Raw genomic sequence first — 19,449 nt, 5'->3', positions numbered from 1 at the left:
GGACACACCATGTGCGGCATAGCCGGAGTGATCCACCGCGACGGATCCGCCGACATCGGAGCAGAGCTCACCGCGATGCTCCAGTCCATGAAGCACCGAGGACCGGATTCCACGGGTTACGCGGTGTACGGGCCAGCCGACGACCTTGTTGTCATCCGGTTCGTGCTGGCCGAGCCCAACAAGAGCACGGGCATCGGCATGGCCGAGCGGCTCGAACGGAACCGGGCCGAGGTCGAGAGTCGCCTCGCCAAGATCGGGGCCGAGGTGGCCACGGTCACCAGCGACACCGGCTATGCATTCCGGGCCACCATCCGCTACGGCGGTGATCTGAAGGCCCTGGCCGACTATCTCGAGGACGTTCCCGGCTGTGAGGTGCTGTCGCTGGGCAGCTCGCTGGAAATCATCAAGGACCTCGGCGACGCCGCCACGGTCAGCGACCAGTACAACCTGGGATCGTTCCACGGCACACACGGCATCGGGCATGTGCGCATGGCCACCGAGTCCGAGGTCGACCTCGCCAGCGCGCACCCCTACTGGGCGTACCCGTTCGCCGACGTGGCCGTGGTGCACAACGGCCAGCTCACCAACTACCACCAGTGGCGGCGCCGGCTCGAGCAGCACGGCCACCGCTTCCAGAGCGAATGCGACTCCGAGATCATCGCGGTGTACCTCGCTGAGTTCATGTCGCGGGGGCTGTCGCTGGAGACGTCCATGAAGCACAGCCTCGACGACCTCGACGGCGTGTTCACCTATGTTTGCGTCACCGGTAACCAGCTCGGTGTCGCCAAGGACGAGATGGCAGCCAAGCCGCTGGTGCTGTTCGAGTCAGAGCCGCTGGTGGCGGTGGCCACCGAGGAAGTGGCCATCCGATCGCTGGTGAAGCGTGAAGTGGTGACCCGCGATCCCTACGAGCGAGAGGTGCTGGTGTGGCAGGTATAGGTTCCCGCAGCGGCATTTCTTACGATGCCCGGGGCTTGGTCGAGCCCCATGCCGAGATGCCCGACAACATCGAGGTGGACGGCGAAAGGGCGCGCTTCGACGCAACTGACCTGACCATCCGGCAGATCAACATGGCGCTGCGCAAGCTCATCTACGACGACGGCATCACCGACGTCACCATCTTGAATCCGGCCTCGAAGCACTCGCTGGCGGTCGGGATCCTGAAGCGCTGCCGCATTCACTTCGAAGGCAGCCCAGGCTGGTTCGCCTGCGGGCTCATCGACGGGCCAGAGGTGACCATCAATGGCCGTGTCGGCTGGTCGGTGGCCGAGAACATGATGTCGGGCGTCGTCACCATCGAGCGCAGCGCCGGTTCGCTGACCGGGGCTGCCATCAGGGGCGGCGATCTGATCGTCAAGGGCGATGTGGGCGCGCGCACCGGCATCGACCAGAAGGGCGGCACGATCATCGTGCTCGGCGATGTCGGCATCAATACCGGGTTCATGATGCAGCGGGGCCGACAGATCATCTGCGGCAACGCAGGCATGAACTTGGGCGACTCGATGTACGACGGGGAGATCTACGTGGCCGGCAAGGTGGCCTCGCTCGGCGTCGACTGCGTGCCTGGCGACTGGACCGACGCCGACACCGAGCTGATCGAGCGCAAGTTCGGGCTCCACGGGCTCGGCAATCCGCCCGAGTTCCAGAAATTCGTCTGCGGCAAGGTGCTGCACAACTACGACCAGCTTGAACCGTCCGAGCGCAAGCTCGTCATCCACTAGGGCAGGGGGAAGAACAGTCATGACCGACGACAACCCGACTATCGACAGCGCTGTCAATGCGAGCACTGACGTGCTCGGCAAGAGCCGGATCTTCACCCGCGAGGTGATCAACGACATCCACGTGAAGTCCGAGCTGGGCCGCTACCGGATGCGGGGCTTCTCCATCTTCAAGAAGATCCCCCACTGGGACGAGCTGGTATTCCTGCCGGGCACCCTCACCCGCTTCGTGATCGAGGGCTACCGCGAGAAGTGCGAGACCAAGACGGTCATCGGCGCCCGCTTTGCCGAGAAACCGCTCGAGCTGGAGATCCCGGTGTACATCACCGGCATGAGCTTCGGAGCGCTGTCGCTCGAGGCCAAGATGGCCCTGGCCAAGGGCGCTTCGATGGCCGGAACCGCCACCTGTTCGGGCGAGGGCGGCATGATCCCGCCCGAGCGTGATCTGTCGACCAAGTGGTACTACCAGATCATCCAGAGCCGCTACGGCTTCAACCCTCACCACCTGATGCTGGCCGACGCGGTGGAGTTCTTCATCGGGCAGGGCTGCAAGGTGGGCCTCGGCGGCCACCTGATGGGCCAGAAGGTCACCGAGCAGGTAGCCGAGATGCGGTCGCTGCCGGCGGGCATCGACCAGCGCTCACCGGCACGTCACCCCGACTGGCTCGGCCCCGACGACCTGTCGCTGAAGATCCAAGAGATTCGCGAGGCGACGGACTACCAGATCCCGATCCAGCTCAAGCTGGGATCGGCCCGGGTGTACGACGACGTGCGGATGGCGGCCAAGTGCGGCCCCGACGTCATCTACCTCGACGGCGCGGAGGGTGGCACGGGTGCCGGGCCGCACTTGGCGACCGAGGAGACCGGCATCCCGTTGATGGCAGCGATCCCCGAAGCCCGCCGGGCGCTCGAAGACGTCGGTCTCGCCGACGACATCGATCTGGTCGTGGCGGGCGGTATCCGCAACGGCGGCGACGTCGCCAAGTGCTTGGCGCTCGGCGCCGACGCCATTGCCCTGGGCACGGCGGCGCTGATGGCGCTCAACTGCAACAAGGAAATCCCCGGCGTCACCGACTACGAGGGCACGATCGGCGTTCCGGCTGGCGAGTGTTACCACTGCCACACCGGTAGGTGCCCGGTGGGCGTTGCCACCCAGGACGTGGAGCTCCGCAAGCGTCTCGACGTCGACGAGGCCGCCCTGCGGGTCTACAACTTCCTCATCACCTTGACGATGGAAGTGCAGATGCTGGCCCGGGCCTGCGGCAAGACCAACATCCACTCGCTCGAACCCGAGGACCTGGCGGCGCTGACCCACGAGGCCGCCGCCATGGCCAAAGTGCCCCTCGCCGGCACCAACTACATCCCCGGCGTCACCGAGGAACGGACGCTCCAAGAGATCCGTGACCTCTTCGACAAGCACGTGATCGACGGAGGTCTCTAGACATGGCTGCAGCATCAAACGCAGGAGCAGCAAGCACGGGCGAGAGCACGCGCGAGACCCGCACCGTCGCCATCGATGCAGAGGTGCTGGCAGGCAAGCGATTTCCGTACCAAGAGGACATGTCGCTCGTCGAAGACATCGACCTCTTGGCGCTCACGCCTGGGCCCGACATCAACTGGCTCGAGGACATCACCCTGCTCGCCGAGGACGGTGTCCCGGCGGTGTTCGACCGGTACTCGAACTCGTTCCTCAAGATCTACTTCGAGATCCCGGTGGGACGCGAGGACGAGATTGCCCGCAAGGTGCTCATGAAGCACCTCATCGAGGGCAACAGCTACGGCATCACCCTCAAGGACATCCACTGCAAGTTCCCCCAGGTGGAACTCGGACCGTGGGTCGAAGACTCCCGAATCGTCGGCACCGACTGGCGCGCGCCAGTGCTGGAGGGGTGGTCAGCCCCGACTGCCCACTGAGCCGACATTCTCCACAAGCCACACCACGATCAGCTTCAAGCAGCCAATCATCAAGAAGACCCTCATGGCACTACCGACCAGCGCTCGTTACGTCATCATCGGTTCGGGCATCCACGGCCTGTCCACCGCGTGGAACCTCGCCCGCGACCTGAGGTCGTCGGGTCGGGGTTCGGGTGCCGACATCGTCGTGATCGACAAGTCGGGTGTCGGCGCGGGCGCCTCGGGCATCGCCTGCGGCGTCATCCGCAACAACTATTTCCAGCCGGCCATGCGCGAGCTCATGGCTCACTCGGTGGACGTCTGGGACAGCGACCCCGAAGCGTTCTCGTATCACCCCGTGGGCTACATGCAGATCAGCCACGAGGCCATGCGTTCAGACGTGGCGTCGATCCACGCCCAGCAGCAGGCCATCGGCTACTCGTCCACGTTCGTCGAAGGTGCTGAGGCCTCGGCCAGCTACATGAAGGGCATCTTCGACGACTGGCAGGCCCAAGGCATCACTAGCGTGCTGCACGAGCACCGTGGCGGCTACGCCAACAACATGGCCTCGCTGAAGGGCCTGGCGGGCAAGGTCTCCGCAGAAGAGGTCGAAGTGGTCGGGGGAGTGACCGTCACCGGGTTTGACCAGGAAAATTCCGGGGCAGTCACGGCCGTGCTGACTGACCAGGGCGCCGTTCGCTGCGAGCACGTAGTCGTGGCCGTGGGGCCGTGGGTGCAGAAGATCTGGGCGATGCTCGACCTGCCGACCACTACCGACATCTTGGGTGCCGACGGCGAGCTGCACAACGTGCCGACCTGGACCTACATGTGCCTGCAGGAGGGCACCCTCACGGTCGATCCCGGCTATCTGACCGACAACGAGGGCAACATGCCGCCGGTGGTGCACGTCGACACCGACGCACCCCTCTACGACGCCGACGGCCTGGTCACCGAGGGGCCGTGGGGCATCTACTACAAGCCCGACTTCAATTTCGGCGGCGTGCAAGGCGGCTACATGCCCTACGTGGTGGACAAGCCATCCGACCAGGTGGCGGTCGATCCGTACGGCCCCGACTCGCCCGACTTCGTGGTGGGAGGTGACTTCTACCGCACCTGGACCGCGGCACTGGCGCACTGCCACAAGCGCTTCGAGGGCAAGACGCATCTCATCAGCGATGAGCCCTCCGGGGGGATCGGCAGCTTCTCGCCCGACAACTTCCCGGTGTTCGACACGTTCTGCGACAACGTCTTCTTCATCGCCGACTCCAACCACGGCTACAAGATGATCGGTGTCGGTGCGCTGGTGGCCCGCGAGCTGCTCGGCGAACCCCAGGCGTTGCTGGAGCCGTTCCGCTACTCGCGCTACGCCGAGGGCCGGCTCCACCCAGTGAGCAACTCGCCCTACCCCTGGAGCTGAGGGGCCGCGCGGGTCGGTGCGCCCGCTGTGGAGGCGGCAGAACTCTCTATGTCGTCAGTGTGCAAGCCGTCTGCTGTGCTTTGAGGCGTGGGTCGGTGCGCCCGCTGTGGAGGCGGCATGACCCTCTGCTCCCGCGATCCGGCAGGTCGCAACGTCGCAGAGTCTCCTGCCGCCTCCACAGCTATGGCATCTGTGCCTACAGGCTTGAGTGTTAGGCGCGGGCGCTGGGACCGTAGGAGAGGTGCATCAGGTCGCCATCGGCGAAACGTGAGGGCCGCAGTGCGCTGGTGTCGATGGGAGGTGCGTTGCCCACTTGGTTGACGTTGAGCACGTCGGCGGCGACGATCTCGCCTAGCGCCGGAGAGAGCTTCAGCCCGTGGCCTGAGAGCCCGACTGCCAGGTAGAGGCCATCTACCGGAGCGATCTCTCGGGCCCAGCCGAGGATGGGGTGGTAGTCGGGCGAGACGTCGTAGGCGCCGCTGGTGGTGGAGACCGTTGAGGCCACCGTCAAGCTCGGCAGCCGCTCTGCGATGGCGGCTTTGAGGCGCACGTCGTGGGCTGCATGGTCTGCTGCCGACGCGTCGGCCAGCGGATCGATGACTGCGGGCATCTCGGGCGGGTAGGCCGCCGCGACGATGTGGCGTCCCATGTCGGGGCGGATGACCAAATTGGAGTTCCCGTCGGTGATGCAGGTGCCCAGCGCCCGGGCTCCGGCGTCTTGAGAGAGCACCGCCATGTCCAGTCGCCGCCGCTCGACGGGCACTTCTACGCCCAGCGGGTCCAGCAGGTCACGCGCCCATGCGCCGGTCGCGGCGACAACGGTGGGGGCCCTGATCTCGCCGGCGGCGGTGCTGATGCCGGTGACGGCTCCGCCCGAGGTCATGATTTCCTCGACGGCGACCGGGGCAAGCACGGTGGCGCCGGCTGCCGTCGCTGCCGCAAGCCAGCTCAGCACCATCTTCGTGACGTCGATATAGCCGCCCTCGGGTTCGTAGGCACCGCCGGCGAGGCCGTCGGCGTTCACCAGCGGCTCAACATCGGTGATCTCGCTGGCCACGACGAAGCGGGTGTCCACGCCGAGACTGCGGCCGAGATCGATGTTGTACCGCAGCCCGTCCAGTTGGTCCTCGACGACCAGCAGCATGTAGCCGAATCGGGCATAGCCGGGGTCGCCGACGCCGACTTCGGTGCTCCAGTTCTGAATGCAGTGGAAGCCCCGCTGCGCGATGCGCACCATGAGCTCGTTGGAGTAGTGCTGACGGATCTGTCCGAACGTCCGCCCCGAAATGCCGCCGACGGGTGCCCGAGCATCGACGATTGCCACTCGCAGATCTGAATGCCGGGCGAGCTGGTAGCCGATGCTGGCGCCGGTCACCCCCGCGCCGATCACGACGACGTCGACTTCGGACGGAACACGCGCTGCTGTGGGAGCGCCGCTCACGCTCGCTCGGTTCGTTCCATCGGCGCTCCATCGGTCGACTCAGGCGCAGAATGGGCGGATTGCTCGATCACGCGGGCGAGTTGCGCGCTCACGGTAAGAAGCCGCACCCCGAGCATCGTCCGGATTGTCAGCCTGAGTCGGCCAGGTACGACTCCAGCGAGTCGTCGAGGGCGAGTTCCCACGACGTGTGGTGTACGGGCGCCTGCGCGCCTGTCACGGGCGAGGTGTGGCCGTGGTCGCGGTAGCCGATGATCGACTGCTTCTTGTGCTTCTTCCAGTCCTTGAACATCTTGTTGATGAGCGCCGTGTTGGGGTCGGGACAGTCGGTCTGGTCGATGAGGTCCTGGGTGTAGTCGCCTTGGAAGTCGATGGCGGCGTAGTCGTCGGGCACCTCATCTTCCGCGGCCTGGAAGTCGTCGATCCAGCGGGCCTGGGTGTCGGCGTCTGGCAGTTCGATGCGGCCCAGGATCACGTCGCGGGCGTACCAGGCCTGGGCGTCGAACATGTTGAACGTGTACCACTGGTCCTGCATCCCCAGATAGAGAATCCGGTTCTCCGGCTGGAACACCACGCCTCGGTAGAGCATCGACGACGCGAGGCGGTTTGCGGTCACCAGACGCAGTTCGTCGTCCATGAACGGGAAGTGGTGGAGGTAGCCCGTGCACGACACGATGGCATCCACCTCGGCGCTGGTGCCGTCGGCGAAGTGCACCGTGCGGCCGTCTACGTGGGTGAGGATCGGCTTCTCGGTAATGCCCTCGGGCCAGTCGAAGCCCATGGGCCCGCTGCGTGACGAGCAGATGACCGCCGAGGCCCCGTACTTCCACAGCTGCGATGCGATGTCCTCGGCCGAGTAGCTCGATCCGATGACCATCACGACGTCGCCCTCGAACTGCACCGCGTCGCGGAAATCGTGGGCGTGCAGCAGGGTGCCCCCGAACGTCTCATAGCCCGGGTAGTGGGGCATGTTGGGGGTGGAGAAATGCCCGGTGGACACCACGACCCAGTCAAAGTCCTCGCTTGAGGTGGCGTCGGTGGCGTGGTCGTGTGTCGTCACTGTGAAGCCGTCGCCAGAGGCAGACCGGCTGACATTTCGCACAGCGTGGCTGAATCGGATCTTGTCGCGGATCCCGCTTCGGTTGGCGCGACCGATGATGTAGTCGTAGAGCACCTCACGGGGTGGGAACGACGCCACCGGCTTGCCGAAGTGCTCTTCGAAGCCGTAGTCGCCGAACTCCAGGCACTCCTTGGGGCCGTTCGACCACAGGTAGCGGTACATCGAACCGTGGCAGGGCTCGCCGTGCTCATCGAGGCCCGTGCGCCACGTGTAGTTCCACAACCCGCCCCAGTCGTCCTGCTTCTCGAAGCAGACAAGCTCGACGTCTGCAGCCTCCGACGAGGCGTCGCTGGCGAACGCATGCAGCTGCGACAACCCGCACGGCCCCGCGCCGATGATGGCTACCCGTGTCATCTCAAGATCCCCCCTGTGAGTAGACGTGTATGCAATGAGAGTAGAACACCGCTCAGTCTTGCACCTGCGTGCAGCGGCCCGGGACACGCCCGTCAGGGGTGCTGGATTAGGCGAGGCCTCGGACTCGGGACTTGTCGGGATCGTAGAACGGGTAGCGCACCACCTCGGCCGCGATGCGTTTTTCGTGGCCGTCCAGCTTGCCCACCTCGACCGCCGTGCCGATCTCGTTGTACGGCAGCGTCATGCGGCACAGGGCGATGTTCTTTCCCAAGATGGGGGAGATCGTGCCGCTGGTGATCTCACCGACCTGGTTGCGACCCACGAACACGCCGTCGCCAAGCGCCCCAGGCTCGCCGCCTTCGAGTTCCAGCCCTACCAGCCGCCGCTGGGGGTTGTCGCGCCGGTCGAACAGGGCATCACGACCGATGAAGTCGTCGTGCTTGGTCTTGAGCGGGACGGTGAAGCCGATCCCTGCCTCGTAGGGGTCGGTCTGGTCGCAGAACTCGTGGCCCGCGAAGACCAGCCCCGCTTCGATGCGCAGCATGTCGAGCGCGCTGAGGCCCATGGGCACGAGCCCATGGGGCGTGCCGGCCTCGAAGACGGCGTCCCACACCGCCGGGGCGTCGGAAGGGTGGCAGAACACTTCGTAGCCGAGTTCGCCCGTGTAGCCCGTGCGCGAGACGACGATCGGGATGCCGTCGTAGTCGCCGATCCGCGCGATCGCGAACCGGAACCAGCCCAGCTCGGACACAGTCGGCTGATCGGGTCGGGTCCAGATGACCTCGTCGAGAATGCGGCGGCTGCTGGGACCTTGGACCTGCAGATTGTGGAGCTGGGTGGTGGAGTTGCGCACCCACACACTCAAACCCAGCCGCTCGGCCTGCTCACGCAGCCAGACGCCGCTGTAGCCGAGCTGGCCGCCGATCCAGCGGAAATTCTCGCGCCCCAGCCTGAACACCGTGCCGTCGTCGATCATCCCGCCGGTGGGGTGGCACATGGCGGTGTACACCACCTGCCCGTCGGCGAGCTTGCGGACGTTGCGGGTGACACACGTCTGCATCAGCAGCTCCGCGTCGGGTCCTGTCACCTCGAACTTGCGCAGCGGTGACAGGTCGATGGCGGCTGCGGCCTGTCGGCACGCCCAGTACTCCTCGACTGCACCGTGCGCGGTGTAGTGGTCGGCCAGCCAATAGCCGCAGTACTCACTGAAGCTGCGCGTCGCCGCCGAGGTGCGGGGGTGGAATCCGGTCTCTTGGGTGAGCTGGGCTTCGGAGTCCGCGGTCATTCTGATCGCCGTCGCTTTCTTGAACATGTTGGCTGCGGGGTACACCCGGACCGCGATGTCGGTGGGGTTCCAGCCGTTGGCAGCGTCGACATCGCACGGGCACGCAGTGCTGACGCACACCAGATCCTCCAGCGCCCGCAGCAGCACATAGTCGCCGGGGCGCGACCACGGCTCGTCGAGGTAGATCTGGTTCGCGTCGTCCACCTGGGTGTTGTAGAAGAAGTTGATCGCCTCCCAGCCTCGTCTCGCAGCAACGCCGAAGGGGTCGAGGACCTGGTTCATGTTGTCGGTGCAGTTGACGTGGCCGGGGTAGCCCATCTCGTCGTAGTAGCGGGCGTTGCAGGCAGTGTTGAACGTGTCGTGGCGGCCCACGGTGTCCTGCACTACTTCGACGAGCGGCTGCATCTTCGCGTTGAAGAACTTCGAGTACAGACCGGGTGCGGGGCAGCTTGCCCCCATGAGGGAGCGGGTGATGGTGGCGTCGAGGCAGAGATCGGCGCCCGCTTCGAGATCCGCCACCGCGAAGCACTGGAAGTCAGAGCACTGGCGCCCTTCGGGATCCACGACTTGAAACCAGTCGCCCGCCGACACCTGGTAGGCGCGAGCCGTGCTGGCAAGCACGATGAAGTCCTGGCTGGGATCGGCCAGCGGAGTCGGCAGCAATGGCTCGGCTTCGATACCGGTCTGCTCGCCGCGATGGACGTAGGCAATGAGGTCAGTCGGCGGGACGCCGCCATGAGCCGACATTGCGGCGCCGGGTGCCGCGACAACACAGACGAGATCGTCCAGCGCGATCACCCGGCCCGAGATGTTCGCAGGCGTGTCGCCGTCGAGAAGCTTCAGCGGGCTCGCTGCCTGCACGGCAGACATGTCGATGCCGACGCGCTCGAGACCGGCTCGCACTCGGCGGGCGTCAGTCAGCGGCGCCGAGAGAATGCCGACTGCCGCCGGAGCTGGCCCCGCCGACATCCGAGTGCTGCCGTTGATGACTTCGAGCAGGCCAAGGTCGAAATGTCCGCCGACATCGAAGGCAACCAGCTCGCACGGTTGGCGTCCCTCGGGATCGACGACTTCCAGCTCGTCTCCGGCATCGAGGGCCAGCACGGTGGCACCGCCTCCGGCCACTCGATAGCGCTCCACACCCGGCTCGAGCGTCGTCAATCCGGGCACAGCCATGGACCCCTCGAGCGCCAGCAGCGTCATCGCCGGCGGCCGAGCGGCCCCGACAGCCCCCGCCTCGGCGGGTCCTCATCGTCGCCGGTCCCTGATATGTCGACCAGCATGTCCCACACGAGCAACACGGCAGCGATGCCAGCAGCGATGACTGCAGTCCAAATGCCGATGCCTGGATCGGGCGGGCGGCCGGGTGGCCCGATCCCGGACGGGGCGAAGACTTCACGTACTGCAATGGCGCCGGCGAAGCCGGCGCCGATCCACGCAGGACGCCAGTCGATGTGGATCAGACCGATCGTTACCGCGCACGCCGCGATGATGAGCCGCCCTTCGGTGACCTCGATGCCGAGCACCGTCTGGTTGCCGCCCAGCCCGGCATTGACATGCCACGGCAGCAGCATCGCCGCGCCGGCTGCTGCGGAGCACACCTGAGCGGTCCGCTTGCGTGGAGTCTTCACGACACCCATCTTTGCATTCTGCGGCGATCCATCGTCACGGTTCCTGCTGCAACAGATGTCAGCAGGAACCGTGACGATCGATGGTGTGAGGCCGAGCGGTCCTCGTACCCGACCAGCAGCGACAGTTCATGCTTGCGCCGCAGGCCGGACCAGGAGTCAGCGCAGAGCGCCTCCGCCGACAACCTGTATGGCGATGATGACAAAGACAATGCAGGCGGCGCAGAAGACCACGACAGCCCTCTCGACGTTCTTGCTGTGTCCCTGCAAGCCCTGAAACTCGATTTGCTTTCTGCGAGCCATGTCAGTCCTAACGGGTGAGCTCTATGAGCTAGTTGTACTTCTCAGCGAGCCGGTCGGCTGCGTGATTGAGCAGGGCGTTCTCGCGGACAGTCACCATCACTGCGGAAATCACCGAGATGGCGATGCCGAGGAGGGCGAGGGCAACCATCGTGCCGTTGGTGCCCGCGGGCGCGCCCCAAGTCGAGTAGCCCCCCGCCGCCTCCACGGCGGCGTCGAAGCTCTCGTAGGGAAATGTGTTCATGTGGTTCTCCTTGACCGATTCTGAGCTCTGTGCTCAGCGTCTCGTGTGCCTTGGCCGGCGTCGCGCGCCATGGCTCGCTGTCGCTTCGCCCACAGTCCTGCTGCACCTACGACGAGGTACATCAGCACGAGAGCGCCGATGAACTGGAGCCATGCGCCCGACACCGTGCGCTAGCGGTTGTCTCGGTAGGCCCCCTGCAGGACCCCTGCAGCGGACTCTTCGGAGCCGTCGGCATGGACGATGGACTCGTCCGCGCGGCCGAACTCGGGGAAGAAGTCTGTCTCGAACTCGGCCATGTCGAGGCCTTCGAGCTCGACTTCCGGTGGCACCCTCAGCAGGTTCAGCTTCTTCAGTATCCACGAAGCGATGTAGCCGGTGAAGAAAGCCAGTGCGATGAGCGCAGCGGCCCCCACGGCCTGACCCAAGAACGATGTCTTCACGTCTGACACGCCGCTGGCGGGGAAGCCGCTGGCGAAGATGCCGAGCAGCAGCACGCCCCAGAATCCCATGACCCCGTGGACCGCGACGGCGCCTACGGCATCGTCGATGCGCGCCTTTTGCTCGATCCAGTTGCCTGCCAGGTAGGCAAGACCCGCGGAGAAGAACGCCAGGATAAACGTCAGCGACGGACTGTAGATGTCGGCGCCGGATGATACCGCGACGACCCCGGCCAGCCCGCCGGACAGCGTCCAGAACGGGTCGCCCTTGGCGAAGATGTAACCGCCTGCAAAGCCTCCCGCGAACGCCATCGTGATGGTGAACGTGATGGCCGACAGCGTGGTCGGGACGAAGTAGATGTTGACGTAGCCACCGGTGGTGTCGGCCTGGATGTACAGGCATGCGGCGTAGAACGCGTAGAACCCGGTGAAGATGATCATCAGCCCCATCAACGTGAGATGCAGGTTGTGGGGCTTGAACGCTCGTGTCCCGCCGTTGGCGTCGTATCTGCCGATTCTCGGCCCGAGATTGAAGAGCACCCCGAGGGCGAAGATCCCGGCGATGCCGTGCACCACGCCGGATGCGGCGAAGTCGTGGTAACCGAAGTGGATGGTCAGCCAGCCTCCGTAGCTCCAGCCCCAGGCAGCGGCGATCACCCAGACGATGCCGCCCATGAGTGCCGTCAACCAGAGATAGGCCGAGATCCGGATTCGCTCAAGGACCGAGCCCGACATGATCGAGCCGGTTGTCCATGAGAACAGCACGAACGCCGCCCAGAAGACCCCCGTGAGGTTGTCTCCGATGTGCGGTGCCATGCTGGCGTCCCACGGCAGAACGTAACCGTCGCCGCAGAAGTACGCCGCTTCACCGGCGTTGCCGTTGCCGTCGGCCGTCCCCGTGAACTTCAGTCCTTCCTGCATGCAGAAGTACACCCAAAAGCCGACGTAGTAGAACGTCGGCGTCACCACTGCGATCGTCATGATGTTCTTCATCGCCGTCGACATGATGTTCTTGCGACGGCTGACGCCGGCCTCATAGGTCATGAAGCCGACGTGCAATAGCCACATGATCGCGACGGTGAAGTAGTAGTAGGCCTCGGTCAGTATCCCGTCCGTGGCCACGGCGACAATCCCCATTGCGCCTCCCCCCGTTTTCCAAGTGCGCTTGGATGCCGAGGATCCGGCTCCAAGTCAGTTGGGTAAAACCGTAACAGGTTTGCAATCTTGCGTTTGACATCTGCCGCCAGATGGGCGGATGTTGAACCCGGCGGGCGGTTCGGACCCGAAGTCGGCCAGCCTGGCGCGCGGCGGATGATCGCGATCGATTGGTGCCGCGAAGCCAGGCGACGCGTTGCGTGCGCCGGTCAACTGCCGTCGGGCTCGATGAACTCGATGTCGGTCACGACACCCGTTCCGGCATCGACGACCACCGCGGCCTGTCGCAGGAAGTCGTCGCGACCTCCTGCGGGATCAGTCAGGGTGAATACGACGGCCCATGACGGCCGCGGCGGGAAGCCTCGGCGGATGAGCCGGATTTCGGACCGGTCAGGCTCGAAGCTGCCGGGTGTCGCATCGAGAGCAGTTCGCGCCACGGCGATGGCGTCCTCCTGCTCGACCTCAATGCCCGAGCAGCCGTCGAAGAAGATCAGAATGATCGCGAGCAGAACGCCGGTGCCAAGCAGCAGCCACTTGCGATTTCCCAGTGTGCGTCGCGCTGGCGGATCGCCGGCGGGAGACTCAGCCATGTCTGTCCATCATGTCGCAGTCTCCTCGCGTCGGGCGTCTTGGTCGCAACGCCCCCGCCCCCCAGGTCCTCGGCACGCCTGCCGCGCTGTATGCCGGTGCTGCAGGCAACTCACGATTCGATCTCGGGCCGCGGAACGAACCGGAGCACGATGTAGCCAACCACATGGGTAAGCGCAACGAACGACATCCACCACAGCAGCACCTTGAGCCGGTAGCCCCGTTCGCGGCATTCCCAGAGGGTCAGCGCGAGCGCACCGGCGAGCAGCAGCCACAGCGCCAGACTCTGCGCGGCACCTTGGCGCTGACTGATGAACTCGATCAGGAGCAGGAAGCCCATCGCTTCACCCGCCCCCTGCGCCGCGCGATTCGCTGGCGGGGTACACCTTGATGGAGATGAAACGGACTGGCAGCTCGACGAGCTCGACCGGTCCGTGGGCCACCTCGCCGTGGATCTGCATGGTGTCGCCAGTGTTGAGCAGGTAAGCCCTTCCGCCGTAGCCGTAGCTGAGCGAGCCTTCCAGGACGTGGAGAAACTCGACGCCGGGGTGCTGGTAGAGCGGGAACACGCCGCCCGGTTCGGTGATGGTGGTGATCATCGGCTCGATGATCCGGTTGGGTCCTCGCAAGCTGCCAAGATCTTGGTACAGACGGTCCGGCCCGCCTCGGTCGTGGTGGATCTCATGGCCCTCGCCCGCCCGCACGATGACCAGATCGTGTTCCTCGTCGAGGCCGCGGAACAAAGCGGTCACCGGCACCTTGGCCGTTGCGGCCAGGCGCGCCAGCGTCGACAGGCTGGGCGCGCTCTGGCCGTGCTCGATCTTGGAGAGCATCCCCAGCGAAATGCCCGCGTCGGTGGCGAAGGCCGACATCGTCATGTTCAGTGCTTGGCGCAGCTCCCGCACGCGGCTGCCGACGACCCGGCACAGTTCGGCAGTGGTGATCGGCGATTCGATGCCCCTGTCCGCGGAATACGGTTCAGTGAGACTCAGCGAGTCGGGCACATCTTCGTCGGCACCTTCGTCGGCACCTTCGTCAAGGTCAGGGTTCGTTGCCCCGCCGTCCGTCGTCGCCGTCATCGCCCCGATAGTGCCAGATTGCGGATGCGAACCGGTACGCCAGCTGCGCCGGCGGTAGGACCCTCTGCTCCAGCGATCCAACAGTAGAGAGATTTGTGCCGCACCGCATTTCTTGCCAACGTCGTAGACGCATCACGGTGCATCCACTCTGGAACCGGTCGCAACGTCGCAGAGTCTCCTGCGGCTTGCGCAGCTATGGCATCTGTGCTTGTCGGCTCGCGTTTTCCGTCGTTCACTTTGAGAGGCCGGCGGCTGCGGCGAAGGCGCGTAGCTCGCGCTCGACGCCGCCCATGGGCTGGAACGACACCTCGGTGATGCCCGCGGCGGCGAGTCGTTCCATGCGTTCGGATACCTCGCCGGCATGGCACACGAATGGGGCGATGCGCAGCGACTCGGGGGTGAGCACCCGGCGGTCGATGGAGTTCAGCTGGGTGAGGTGGCCTTCGTGCAACGACAGGTGCAGCGTGTTCGGGTCCATGTCGCCGGTGATCTCGGCGAAGCGGTCGGCATTTGGAAACGTGTCGAGCCGCGCATCTCGCTGTTCCAGAAAGGCGTGGTAGGCCACGCTGACACCAGGGCCCGCTGTGTCGAGCACGCGGGGCGATTCGATCGACTCGTCCTCGTCCAGGATCGTGCCGAAACCCAGGAGGATCACGTCATCGATCCCCGCGTAGTCGGCATCGGGGCGGGGCCGCGAGGTGAACACGCCGCAGCCCATCTCGGCTGCTGCGGCGAGGCCTCTGGGGCCGTTCACCGCCACGATCCACGGCACCTCGATGGGCCGCTCGACCGCCTGGCCCGGCCAGTGCAGCATGCGCGCCGCCCGCCCGTCGACCTCGACGATCTCTCCCCGCAGCAGCGACTGGACGTCGGCGACCATGCCTGGGAAGTCGGCCCAGCGAAGAGGCTTCTGACCCATAGCTCGACGCCCCGTGAAGCCGGTGCCGGCTCCAACGATGACTCGTTCGGGTCCCACCAGACCGACGAGCGTCGCGATGGCCGAAGCGGTCGTCATCGGGTGGCGCAGAGTGGGAATGAGCACGCCGGTGCCTAGACGGATGCGGTCGGTGCGGACTGCGGCCAGCGCGAGCGTCATCCAGACATCGAGTTGCAGGGCCGGGGTGTCATACACCCAAGCGGTTTCGTAGCCCAGTTCCTCGGCAAGCACGATGTGGTCGGGGGTCTGCGGAACTGGCGGGAACGCAGCGGAGATTTTCATGGCGGCAGTCTCGCGGACCGAACCGAAGTCGTCACGATCTGCTGGCCTGATGGGATCGGGTGTCATGTGCGAGGCTGCGCCGATGGAAATCTCCAAAGCGCTCGACTATGTCCGCAAGAACGACCGCGCTGTGCTGGCTACCAAGGCGCGTGACGGGACACCGCAGCTATCGCCGGTGACGCTGGCGGTTGTCGACGACACGGTTGTCATGAGCACACGCGACACAGCCTTCAAGGTCAAGAACCTGCAACGCGACCCGCAGTCGTGGCTGTGCGTGTTCCCCGAGAAGTGGCTGGGACGCTGGGTTCAGCTCGAGTGCGAGGCCGAGATCATCTCCGGCGAGGCCGCGCTCGACCCGCTCGTGGAGTACTACCGGACGCTGCAAGGCGAGCATCCCGACTGGGACGACTACCGCCGCGCGATGGTCGAAGACCAGCGCTGCCTGGTCCGCTTCCACATCACCAAGGCCGGCCCCGACAAGCACGGCTGAACCTGGACGGCTCAGCGCGGCGTTCGACGCGCAGGCAATCGCTGGCGTTCGCTCCCAGTTGAAGGCTACGTCGTGCCGCCCCAGGTCTCAGAAAGTGGTCCGAGTGGGGGAGCTTCCGGCGACGTGCGCCGGGCAGCTCTGATTTGCCGCATGCGTTTGAGAACGAGTTCTTCGGCTTCTTGCAGATCAAGCGCCTGCGTGCGTGTTCGCAGTGCCCGCAGACACTTTGGCCCGTCGCCCGGCACCAGGCGCCTCGACCAGTCGTCGATACTCTTGAATACGAGCAAAGCGAGTGCTTCCCGACGGAACTGGCGGCCGTACGGATCGATCCAGACGACCGACTGTTGGCTCTCTGCGCACAGCAACACCATGTCCAAGTTGGAAGTGACGATGACTTGATTCGTCCGAAGGGCGTGTTCCAGTACCTCTTCGTCCGTTGAACCACGTGGTGGGCTCGGCGGGCTGGCGTTCTCATCGCCAACGAACGTTGTTCTCAACTCGAGAAGCTGCAGGGCGGCGGGCACACGCCAAGGAAGGTTCTCGTCGAACAGAAGCCGGGTGCGCGCTCGCTGCTTCGACGTTGACATCGATCCGCTGGCTCAGGCAGCCAGTTCCAGTTCAAAGTCAACAGCCTGTTGTACTTGCATCTGGGAGAGCTGATAGTCGTCACATGCTTGTTCGATCTCGGCCGACGGGTCATCGCCTCCGGCTGCGACCAGCCAAGCAAGCAACCCCGTTGGAACTCGCGTGCCGTCGACGCACGGCGCTCCCGCCTGTACCGCCGGATTAATCCACACCCCGGTCGCCGGTCGCCAAATCGCCGCCATGTGCGCCTCGTTGAAGGCGATCGGGCGCAAGAGCGGTTCGACCATGCTGGTGAAGGCCCGCTGACCGCCGAGGCCTGCATCGACCCAGGCGCCACCAATCTCAGCGAAGAAGCCGGACCCTACGGTCGCTAGATGCTCATGCGCGAACGGTCGATCCGTACCTAGCTCCTCGGCGAGATGCCTCGCGCCTTCGGCGATGTGCTGGCGCGAAACCCTTCGACTAACGAGCTCCGCGATGACCCGGACGCTGACGAGGTCCCAAAAGCTGAACAGGTTGTGTAGCTCTGCGGTCAGCAGCGGAGAAAGGTGTGCACCAGGCCGCGTCCAGCTCTCGACACGCCCCCGTCTGCATCGGATCAACCGAGCGACCTCGGCGACGTCGTAAATTCCTCGCCCGAGGTAGCGCGCTTCTCCTGCAATGCGCTCGCGGGTGGTTGCCGCTGACATGTCCGCAGAGTAACTGCGATCCAACCCGACGCTCGTGGAATTGCGCAATCAAATGGGTGGGGCGTCACAGCAAGGCGCCCCACCAGCCGAAGTCGAAGACTTCCGCCGCCTGCATGAATCCCGGTGCGGTTCGATCAGCTGACCGAGACCTGCCATTGGACGAGGGTGAAGGGCGGGCTGCCGTCGTCGTGGTCTTCGAAGACGGCATCGACATCGCTGCCGATGACAATGTCCTGCATCGGGTCGCCGAGCAGGTTGCCGAGCATCCGCAGGTCATCGGCGTGGGGCAACTCGACGAGCACGACGATGTAGGGGCCGTGGTCGGCCAGTGCCGGATGCACTGGGTGGTGCACGCGTTGCCATGAGTAGATACGGCCCCGTGGCTCGACTGTCACCCATTCCACCTCGAACGACTGGCAGGCGTGGCACATCCAGTCCGGCCCCCACTGGTGGGTGCCGCAATCGGCGCATCGCTGCACCCGAAGTTGGTGTTCGCGGGTGCCCTCCCAATACGGCAGGTCGAGGCCGTCACGCATCGGTGCTGGCTGCGTCAAGCCTTTCGGCAGGTAGGTGCCCTCGGCCAGCGCACTCATCGCAGAACCTCAGCGGTGCCGTAGATGGCGGTTGAGGCGATCTCGACCATCGGACCGGCATTCGACAGCGACACCTTCACGTCGCGCACCTGATTGGTCGAGTCGCCACGCACCTGGCGCACTGCTTCGATCTGCATGCCGAGGCCGTGCATGTAGCACTCGGCGAGGTTGCCGCCGCTGGTGTTCAGCGGGAGCGAGCCGCCGTCAGCCCGCAGATTCTCGAAGGTGAGCACCTCATTGGCGTTCTCGTAGGTGCACAGGCCGTGCTCGATCAGGCTCATCACAACGGCGCCGGTGAAGTTCTCGTAGCTCTGCACCACATCGACGTCCTCGGGGGTCACACCCGCCTGTTCGTAGAGGTGCTGTGCCGCGAGTTTGAAGCTCGATGTCGCGTAGTCGGTCGGGTTGTGGACCCATGCGCCCGAGCGATGCCCGCCGCTCTGCTGAGCCGCCAGCACCATTACGGGTGTGTCGCTCAGATCGGCGGCTCGCTCGGCCGAGGTGACGATCATGGCGGCGGCGCCGTCGTTCTCCAAGCAGCAGTCATACAGGCGGAAGGGTTCGGTTATCCAGCGTGACGAGTCGTAGGTGTCGGCGTCGAGCGGCCGGCCGTGCATGACCGCCCGCGGGTTATTCTGCGCGTGGTGATATGCGGCCAGTGCCACGGCTCGCATCGTCGACCGGTCGATGTCGTGCTCGTGCATGAGCCGGGTGGTGCGCATTGCGTACACCTGGGCCGGGCTCATCACACCGTAGGGAATGGTGTAGGCGTACTCCCCGCTGATCGCGGGTCGGCGACCGCCTTGGCCGAACCGTCCGTACTGCCCTTGGGCGAGGCCTCGGTAGGCGACCACGACGTCTGCCGAGCCGGCAAGCACGGCACTGGCGGCATTCTGCACAACTCCGGCCGCCCCGCCGCCGCCGCCGCCCCACTGCATGTTCGAGTACCGCAGCTCCGACAGGCCGAGAGCGTTGGCGAGCCGGGCAGGCGTGTTGCGGTCGCTGCTGTAGGAACAGAAGCCGTCGATCTCGCGGGGGTTGATGCCGGCGTCTTCGCAGGCCGCCAGGATCGCCTTCAAGACGAGCACGAACTCCGGATCGGGCGACTGGCCCCGCTTGAAATAGGTGGTCTCGCCGACACCGGCGATGGCAGTTCGGCCCCGCAGCCCGCGACTCGATTCGCTCACGGTCGCAAACCGTAGCCAAGCGCCACCCGC

General features: G+C 65.3%; 20 protein-coding genes. 6 read left to right on the top strand and 14 right to left on the bottom strand.

Annotated elements, in window-relative coordinates; translation table 11 throughout:
- Positions 1 to 9 precede the first annotated feature (9 nt).
- From ACOOF5_RS04090 to ACOOF5_RS04070, 5 genes are all read left to right on the top strand, one after another.
- Positions 10 to 939, top strand: a complete 930-nt coding sequence (locus ACOOF5_RS04090) for a glutamine amidotransferase (RefSeq protein ID WP_420436899.1) — start codon at positions 10 to 12, stop codon at positions 937 to 939.
- Positions 927 to 1,721 (top strand): GXGXG motif-containing protein, encoded by a 795-nt coding sequence (locus tag ACOOF5_RS04085; protein ID WP_420436897.1) that lies wholly within the window; start codon positions 927 to 929, stop codon positions 1,719 to 1,721. The genes ACOOF5_RS04090 and ACOOF5_RS04085 overlap by 13 nt, the downstream gene beginning before the upstream one ends.
- Positions 1,722 to 1,740: 19 nt before the next feature.
- Positions 1,741 to 3,159, top strand: coding sequence for an FMN-binding glutamate synthase family protein (locus ACOOF5_RS04080; RefSeq protein WP_420436895.1), 1,419 nt, complete (start codon positions 1,741 to 1,743; stop codon positions 3,157 to 3,159).
- Between the two features lie 2 nt (positions 3,160 to 3,161).
- Entirely contained in the window at positions 3,162 to 3,632 is a 471-nt protein-coding gene (locus ACOOF5_RS04075) for a hypothetical protein (protein ID WP_420436893.1), read from the top strand.
- A 64-nt stretch (positions 3,633 to 3,696) separates the two neighbouring features.
- Positions 3,697 to 5,028 carry an NAD(P)/FAD-dependent oxidoreductase gene (locus tag ACOOF5_RS04070; RefSeq protein ID WP_420436891.1) on the top strand — a complete coding sequence of 444 codons (1,332 nt, stop codon included), beginning with the start codon at positions 3,697 to 3,699 and terminating at the stop codon, positions 5,026 to 5,028.
- A 211-nt stretch (positions 5,029 to 5,239) separates the two neighbouring features.
- On the opposite strand, the gene ACOOF5_RS04065 is transcribed toward ACOOF5_RS04070, so the two are convergent.
- The 10 genes from ACOOF5_RS04065 to ACOOF5_RS04020 all read right to left on the bottom strand — a co-directional run bounded on the left by ACOOF5_RS04065 (position 5,240) and on the right by ACOOF5_RS04020 (position 15,941).
- The gene (locus ACOOF5_RS04065; protein WP_420436889.1) at positions 5,240 to 6,469 is read right to left on the bottom strand and encodes an NAD(P)/FAD-dependent oxidoreductase; all 1,230 of its coding nucleotides are present in this window, start codon (positions 6,467 to 6,469) and stop codon (positions 5,240 to 5,242) included.
- A gap of 127 nt (positions 6,470 to 6,596) precedes the next feature.
- Positions 6,597 to 7,940 carry an NAD(P)-binding domain-containing protein gene (locus ACOOF5_RS04060; RefSeq protein WP_420436887.1) on the bottom strand — a complete coding sequence of 448 codons (1,344 nt, stop codon included), beginning with the start codon at positions 7,938 to 7,940 and terminating at the stop codon, positions 6,597 to 6,599.
- A gap of 106 nt (positions 7,941 to 8,046) precedes the next feature.
- On the bottom strand, positions 8,047 to 10,428 hold the full coding sequence (locus ACOOF5_RS04055; protein WP_420436885.1) for a DUF1989 domain-containing protein: 2,382 nt from the start codon (positions 10,426 to 10,428) through the stop codon (positions 8,047 to 8,049).
- Positions 10,425 to 10,865: a hypothetical protein gene (locus ACOOF5_RS04050; RefSeq protein ID WP_420436883.1), complete on the bottom strand. Its 441-nt coding sequence runs from the start codon at positions 10,863 to 10,865 to the stop codon at positions 10,425 to 10,427. The genes ACOOF5_RS04055 and ACOOF5_RS04050 overlap by 4 nt, the downstream gene beginning before the upstream one ends.
- Positions 10,866 to 11,184: 319 nt before the next feature.
- Complete coding sequence (locus tag ACOOF5_RS04045) at positions 11,185 to 11,397, bottom strand: hypothetical protein (RefSeq protein ID WP_420436881.1); 213 nt, start codon at positions 11,395 to 11,397, stop codon at positions 11,185 to 11,187.
- A gap of 170 nt (positions 11,398 to 11,567) precedes the next feature.
- Positions 11,568 to 12,971, bottom strand: coding sequence for an ammonium transporter (locus ACOOF5_RS04040; protein WP_420436879.1), 1,404 nt, complete (start codon positions 12,969 to 12,971; stop codon positions 11,568 to 11,570).
- 227 nt (positions 12,972 to 13,198) lie between these two features.
- Positions 13,199 to 13,579, bottom strand: coding sequence for a hypothetical protein (locus tag ACOOF5_RS04035; protein WP_420436877.1), 381 nt, complete (start codon positions 13,577 to 13,579; stop codon positions 13,199 to 13,201).
- 110 nt (positions 13,580 to 13,689) lie between these two features.
- Entirely contained in the window at positions 13,690 to 13,917 is a 228-nt protein-coding gene (locus tag ACOOF5_RS04030) for a hypothetical protein (RefSeq protein WP_420436875.1), read from the bottom strand.
- Positions 13,918 to 13,921: 4 nt separating this feature from the next.
- Positions 13,922 to 14,656: a helix-turn-helix domain-containing protein gene (locus tag ACOOF5_RS04025; protein WP_420436873.1), complete on the bottom strand. Its 735-nt coding sequence runs from the start codon at positions 14,654 to 14,656 to the stop codon at positions 13,922 to 13,924.
- A 232-nt stretch (positions 14,657 to 14,888) separates the two neighbouring features.
- Positions 14,889 to 15,941, bottom strand: a complete 1,053-nt coding sequence (locus tag ACOOF5_RS04020) for an LLM class flavin-dependent oxidoreductase (protein WP_420436871.1) — start codon at positions 15,939 to 15,941, stop codon at positions 14,889 to 14,891.
- Between ACOOF5_RS04020 and ACOOF5_RS04015 the strand changes: the two genes are divergently transcribed.
- Positions 15,925 to 16,365 carry a PPOX class F420-dependent oxidoreductase gene (locus ACOOF5_RS04015; RefSeq protein WP_420436869.1) on the top strand — a complete coding sequence of 147 codons (441 nt, stop codon included), beginning with the start codon at positions 15,925 to 15,927 and terminating at the stop codon, positions 16,363 to 16,365. The two genes, ACOOF5_RS04020 and ACOOF5_RS04015, sit on opposite strands and share 17 nt — an antisense overlap.
- Before the next feature lie 65 nt (positions 16,366 to 16,430).
- On the opposite strand, the gene ACOOF5_RS04010 is transcribed toward ACOOF5_RS04015, so the two are convergent.
- The 4 genes from ACOOF5_RS04010 to ACOOF5_RS03995 all read right to left on the bottom strand — a co-directional run bounded on the left by ACOOF5_RS04010 (position 16,431) and on the right by ACOOF5_RS03995 (position 19,419).
- Positions 16,431 to 16,952: a DUF5615 family PIN-like protein gene (locus ACOOF5_RS04010; RefSeq protein ID WP_420436867.1), complete on the bottom strand. Its 522-nt coding sequence runs from the start codon at positions 16,950 to 16,952 to the stop codon at positions 16,431 to 16,433.
- Positions 16,953 to 16,964: 12 nt separating this feature from the next.
- Positions 16,965 to 17,639, bottom strand: a complete 675-nt coding sequence (locus tag ACOOF5_RS04005) for a DUF433 domain-containing protein (protein WP_420436865.1) — start codon at positions 17,637 to 17,639, stop codon at positions 16,965 to 16,967.
- Positions 17,640 to 17,773: 134 nt separating this feature from the next.
- The gene (locus ACOOF5_RS04000; RefSeq protein WP_420436863.1) at positions 17,774 to 18,232 is read right to left on the bottom strand and encodes a Zn-ribbon domain-containing OB-fold protein; all 459 of its coding nucleotides are present in this window, start codon (positions 18,230 to 18,232) and stop codon (positions 17,774 to 17,776) included.
- The gene (locus tag ACOOF5_RS03995) at positions 18,229 to 19,419 is read right to left on the bottom strand and encodes a thiolase C-terminal domain-containing protein (RefSeq protein WP_420436861.1); all 1,191 of its coding nucleotides are present in this window, start codon (positions 19,417 to 19,419) and stop codon (positions 18,229 to 18,231) included. Before ACOOF5_RS03995 ends, ACOOF5_RS04000 begins: the two co-directional genes overlap by 4 nt.
- Positions 19,420 to 19,449 lie beyond the last annotated feature (30 nt).

The organism is Candidatus Poriferisodalis sp. (assembly GCF_965214215.1).
Lineage (GTDB): Bacteria > Actinomycetota > Acidimicrobiia > Acidimicrobiales > Poriferisodalaceae > Poriferisodalis.
This window is presented reverse-complemented; position numbering and strand designations above follow the sequence as displayed.

Excerpts from the sequence above, each read along its gene's own strand:
- ACOOF5_RS04090 (WP_420436899.1), top strand. The coding sequence starts at position 10 with ATGTGCGGCATAGCCGGAGTGATCCACCGCGACGGATCCGCCGACATC.
- ACOOF5_RS04080 (WP_420436895.1), top strand. The coding sequence starts at position 1,741 with ATGACCGACGACAACCCGACTATCGACAGCGCTGTCAATGCGAGCACT.
- ACOOF5_RS04075 (WP_420436893.1), top strand. The coding sequence starts at position 3,162 with ATGGCTGCAGCATCAAACGCAGGAGCAGCAAGCACGGGCGAGAGCACG.
- ACOOF5_RS04070 (WP_420436891.1), top strand. The coding sequence starts at position 3,697 with ATGGCACTACCGACCAGCGCTCGTTACGTCATCATCGGTTCGGGCATC.
- ACOOF5_RS04060 (WP_420436887.1), bottom strand. The coding sequence starts at position 7,940 with ATGACACGGGTAGCCATCATCGGCGCGGGGCCGTGCGGGTTGTCGCAG.
- ACOOF5_RS04055 (WP_420436885.1), bottom strand. The coding sequence starts at position 10,428 with ATGACGCTGCTGGCGCTCGAGGGGTCCATGGCTGTGCCCGGATTGACG.
- ACOOF5_RS04050 (WP_420436883.1), bottom strand. The coding sequence starts at position 10,865 with ATGGGTGTCGTGAAGACTCCACGCAAGCGGACCGCTCAGGTGTGCTCC.
- ACOOF5_RS04045 (WP_420436881.1), bottom strand. The coding sequence starts at position 11,397 with ATGAACACATTTCCCTACGAGAGCTTCGACGCCGCCGTGGAGGCGGCG.
- ACOOF5_RS04040 (WP_420436879.1), bottom strand. The coding sequence starts at position 12,971 with ATGGGGATTGTCGCCGTGGCCACGGACGGGATACTGACCGAGGCCTAC.
- ACOOF5_RS04035 (WP_420436877.1), bottom strand. The coding sequence starts at position 13,579 with ATGGCTGAGTCTCCCGCCGGCGATCCGCCAGCGCGACGCACACTGGGA.
- ACOOF5_RS04030 (WP_420436875.1), bottom strand. The coding sequence starts at position 13,917 with ATGGGCTTCCTGCTCCTGATCGAGTTCATCAGTCAGCGCCAAGGTGCC.
- ACOOF5_RS04025 (WP_420436873.1), bottom strand. The coding sequence starts at position 14,656 with ATGACGGCGACGACGGACGGCGGGGCAACGAACCCTGACCTTGACGAA.
- ACOOF5_RS04015 (WP_420436869.1), top strand. The coding sequence starts at position 15,925 with ATGGGATCGGGTGTCATGTGCGAGGCTGCGCCGATGGAAATCTCCAAA.
- ACOOF5_RS04020 (WP_420436871.1), bottom strand. The coding sequence starts at position 15,941 with ATGACACCCGATCCCATCAGGCCAGCAGATCGTGACGACTTCGGTTCG.
- ACOOF5_RS04010 (WP_420436867.1), bottom strand. The coding sequence starts at position 16,952 with ATGTCAACGTCGAAGCAGCGAGCGCGCACCCGGCTTCTGTTCGACGAG.
- ACOOF5_RS04005 (WP_420436865.1), bottom strand. The coding sequence starts at position 17,639 with ATGTCAGCGGCAACCACCCGCGAGCGCATTGCAGGAGAAGCGCGCTAC.
- ACOOF5_RS04000 (WP_420436863.1), bottom strand. The coding sequence starts at position 18,232 with ATGAGTGCGCTGGCCGAGGGCACCTACCTGCCGAAAGGCTTGACGCAG.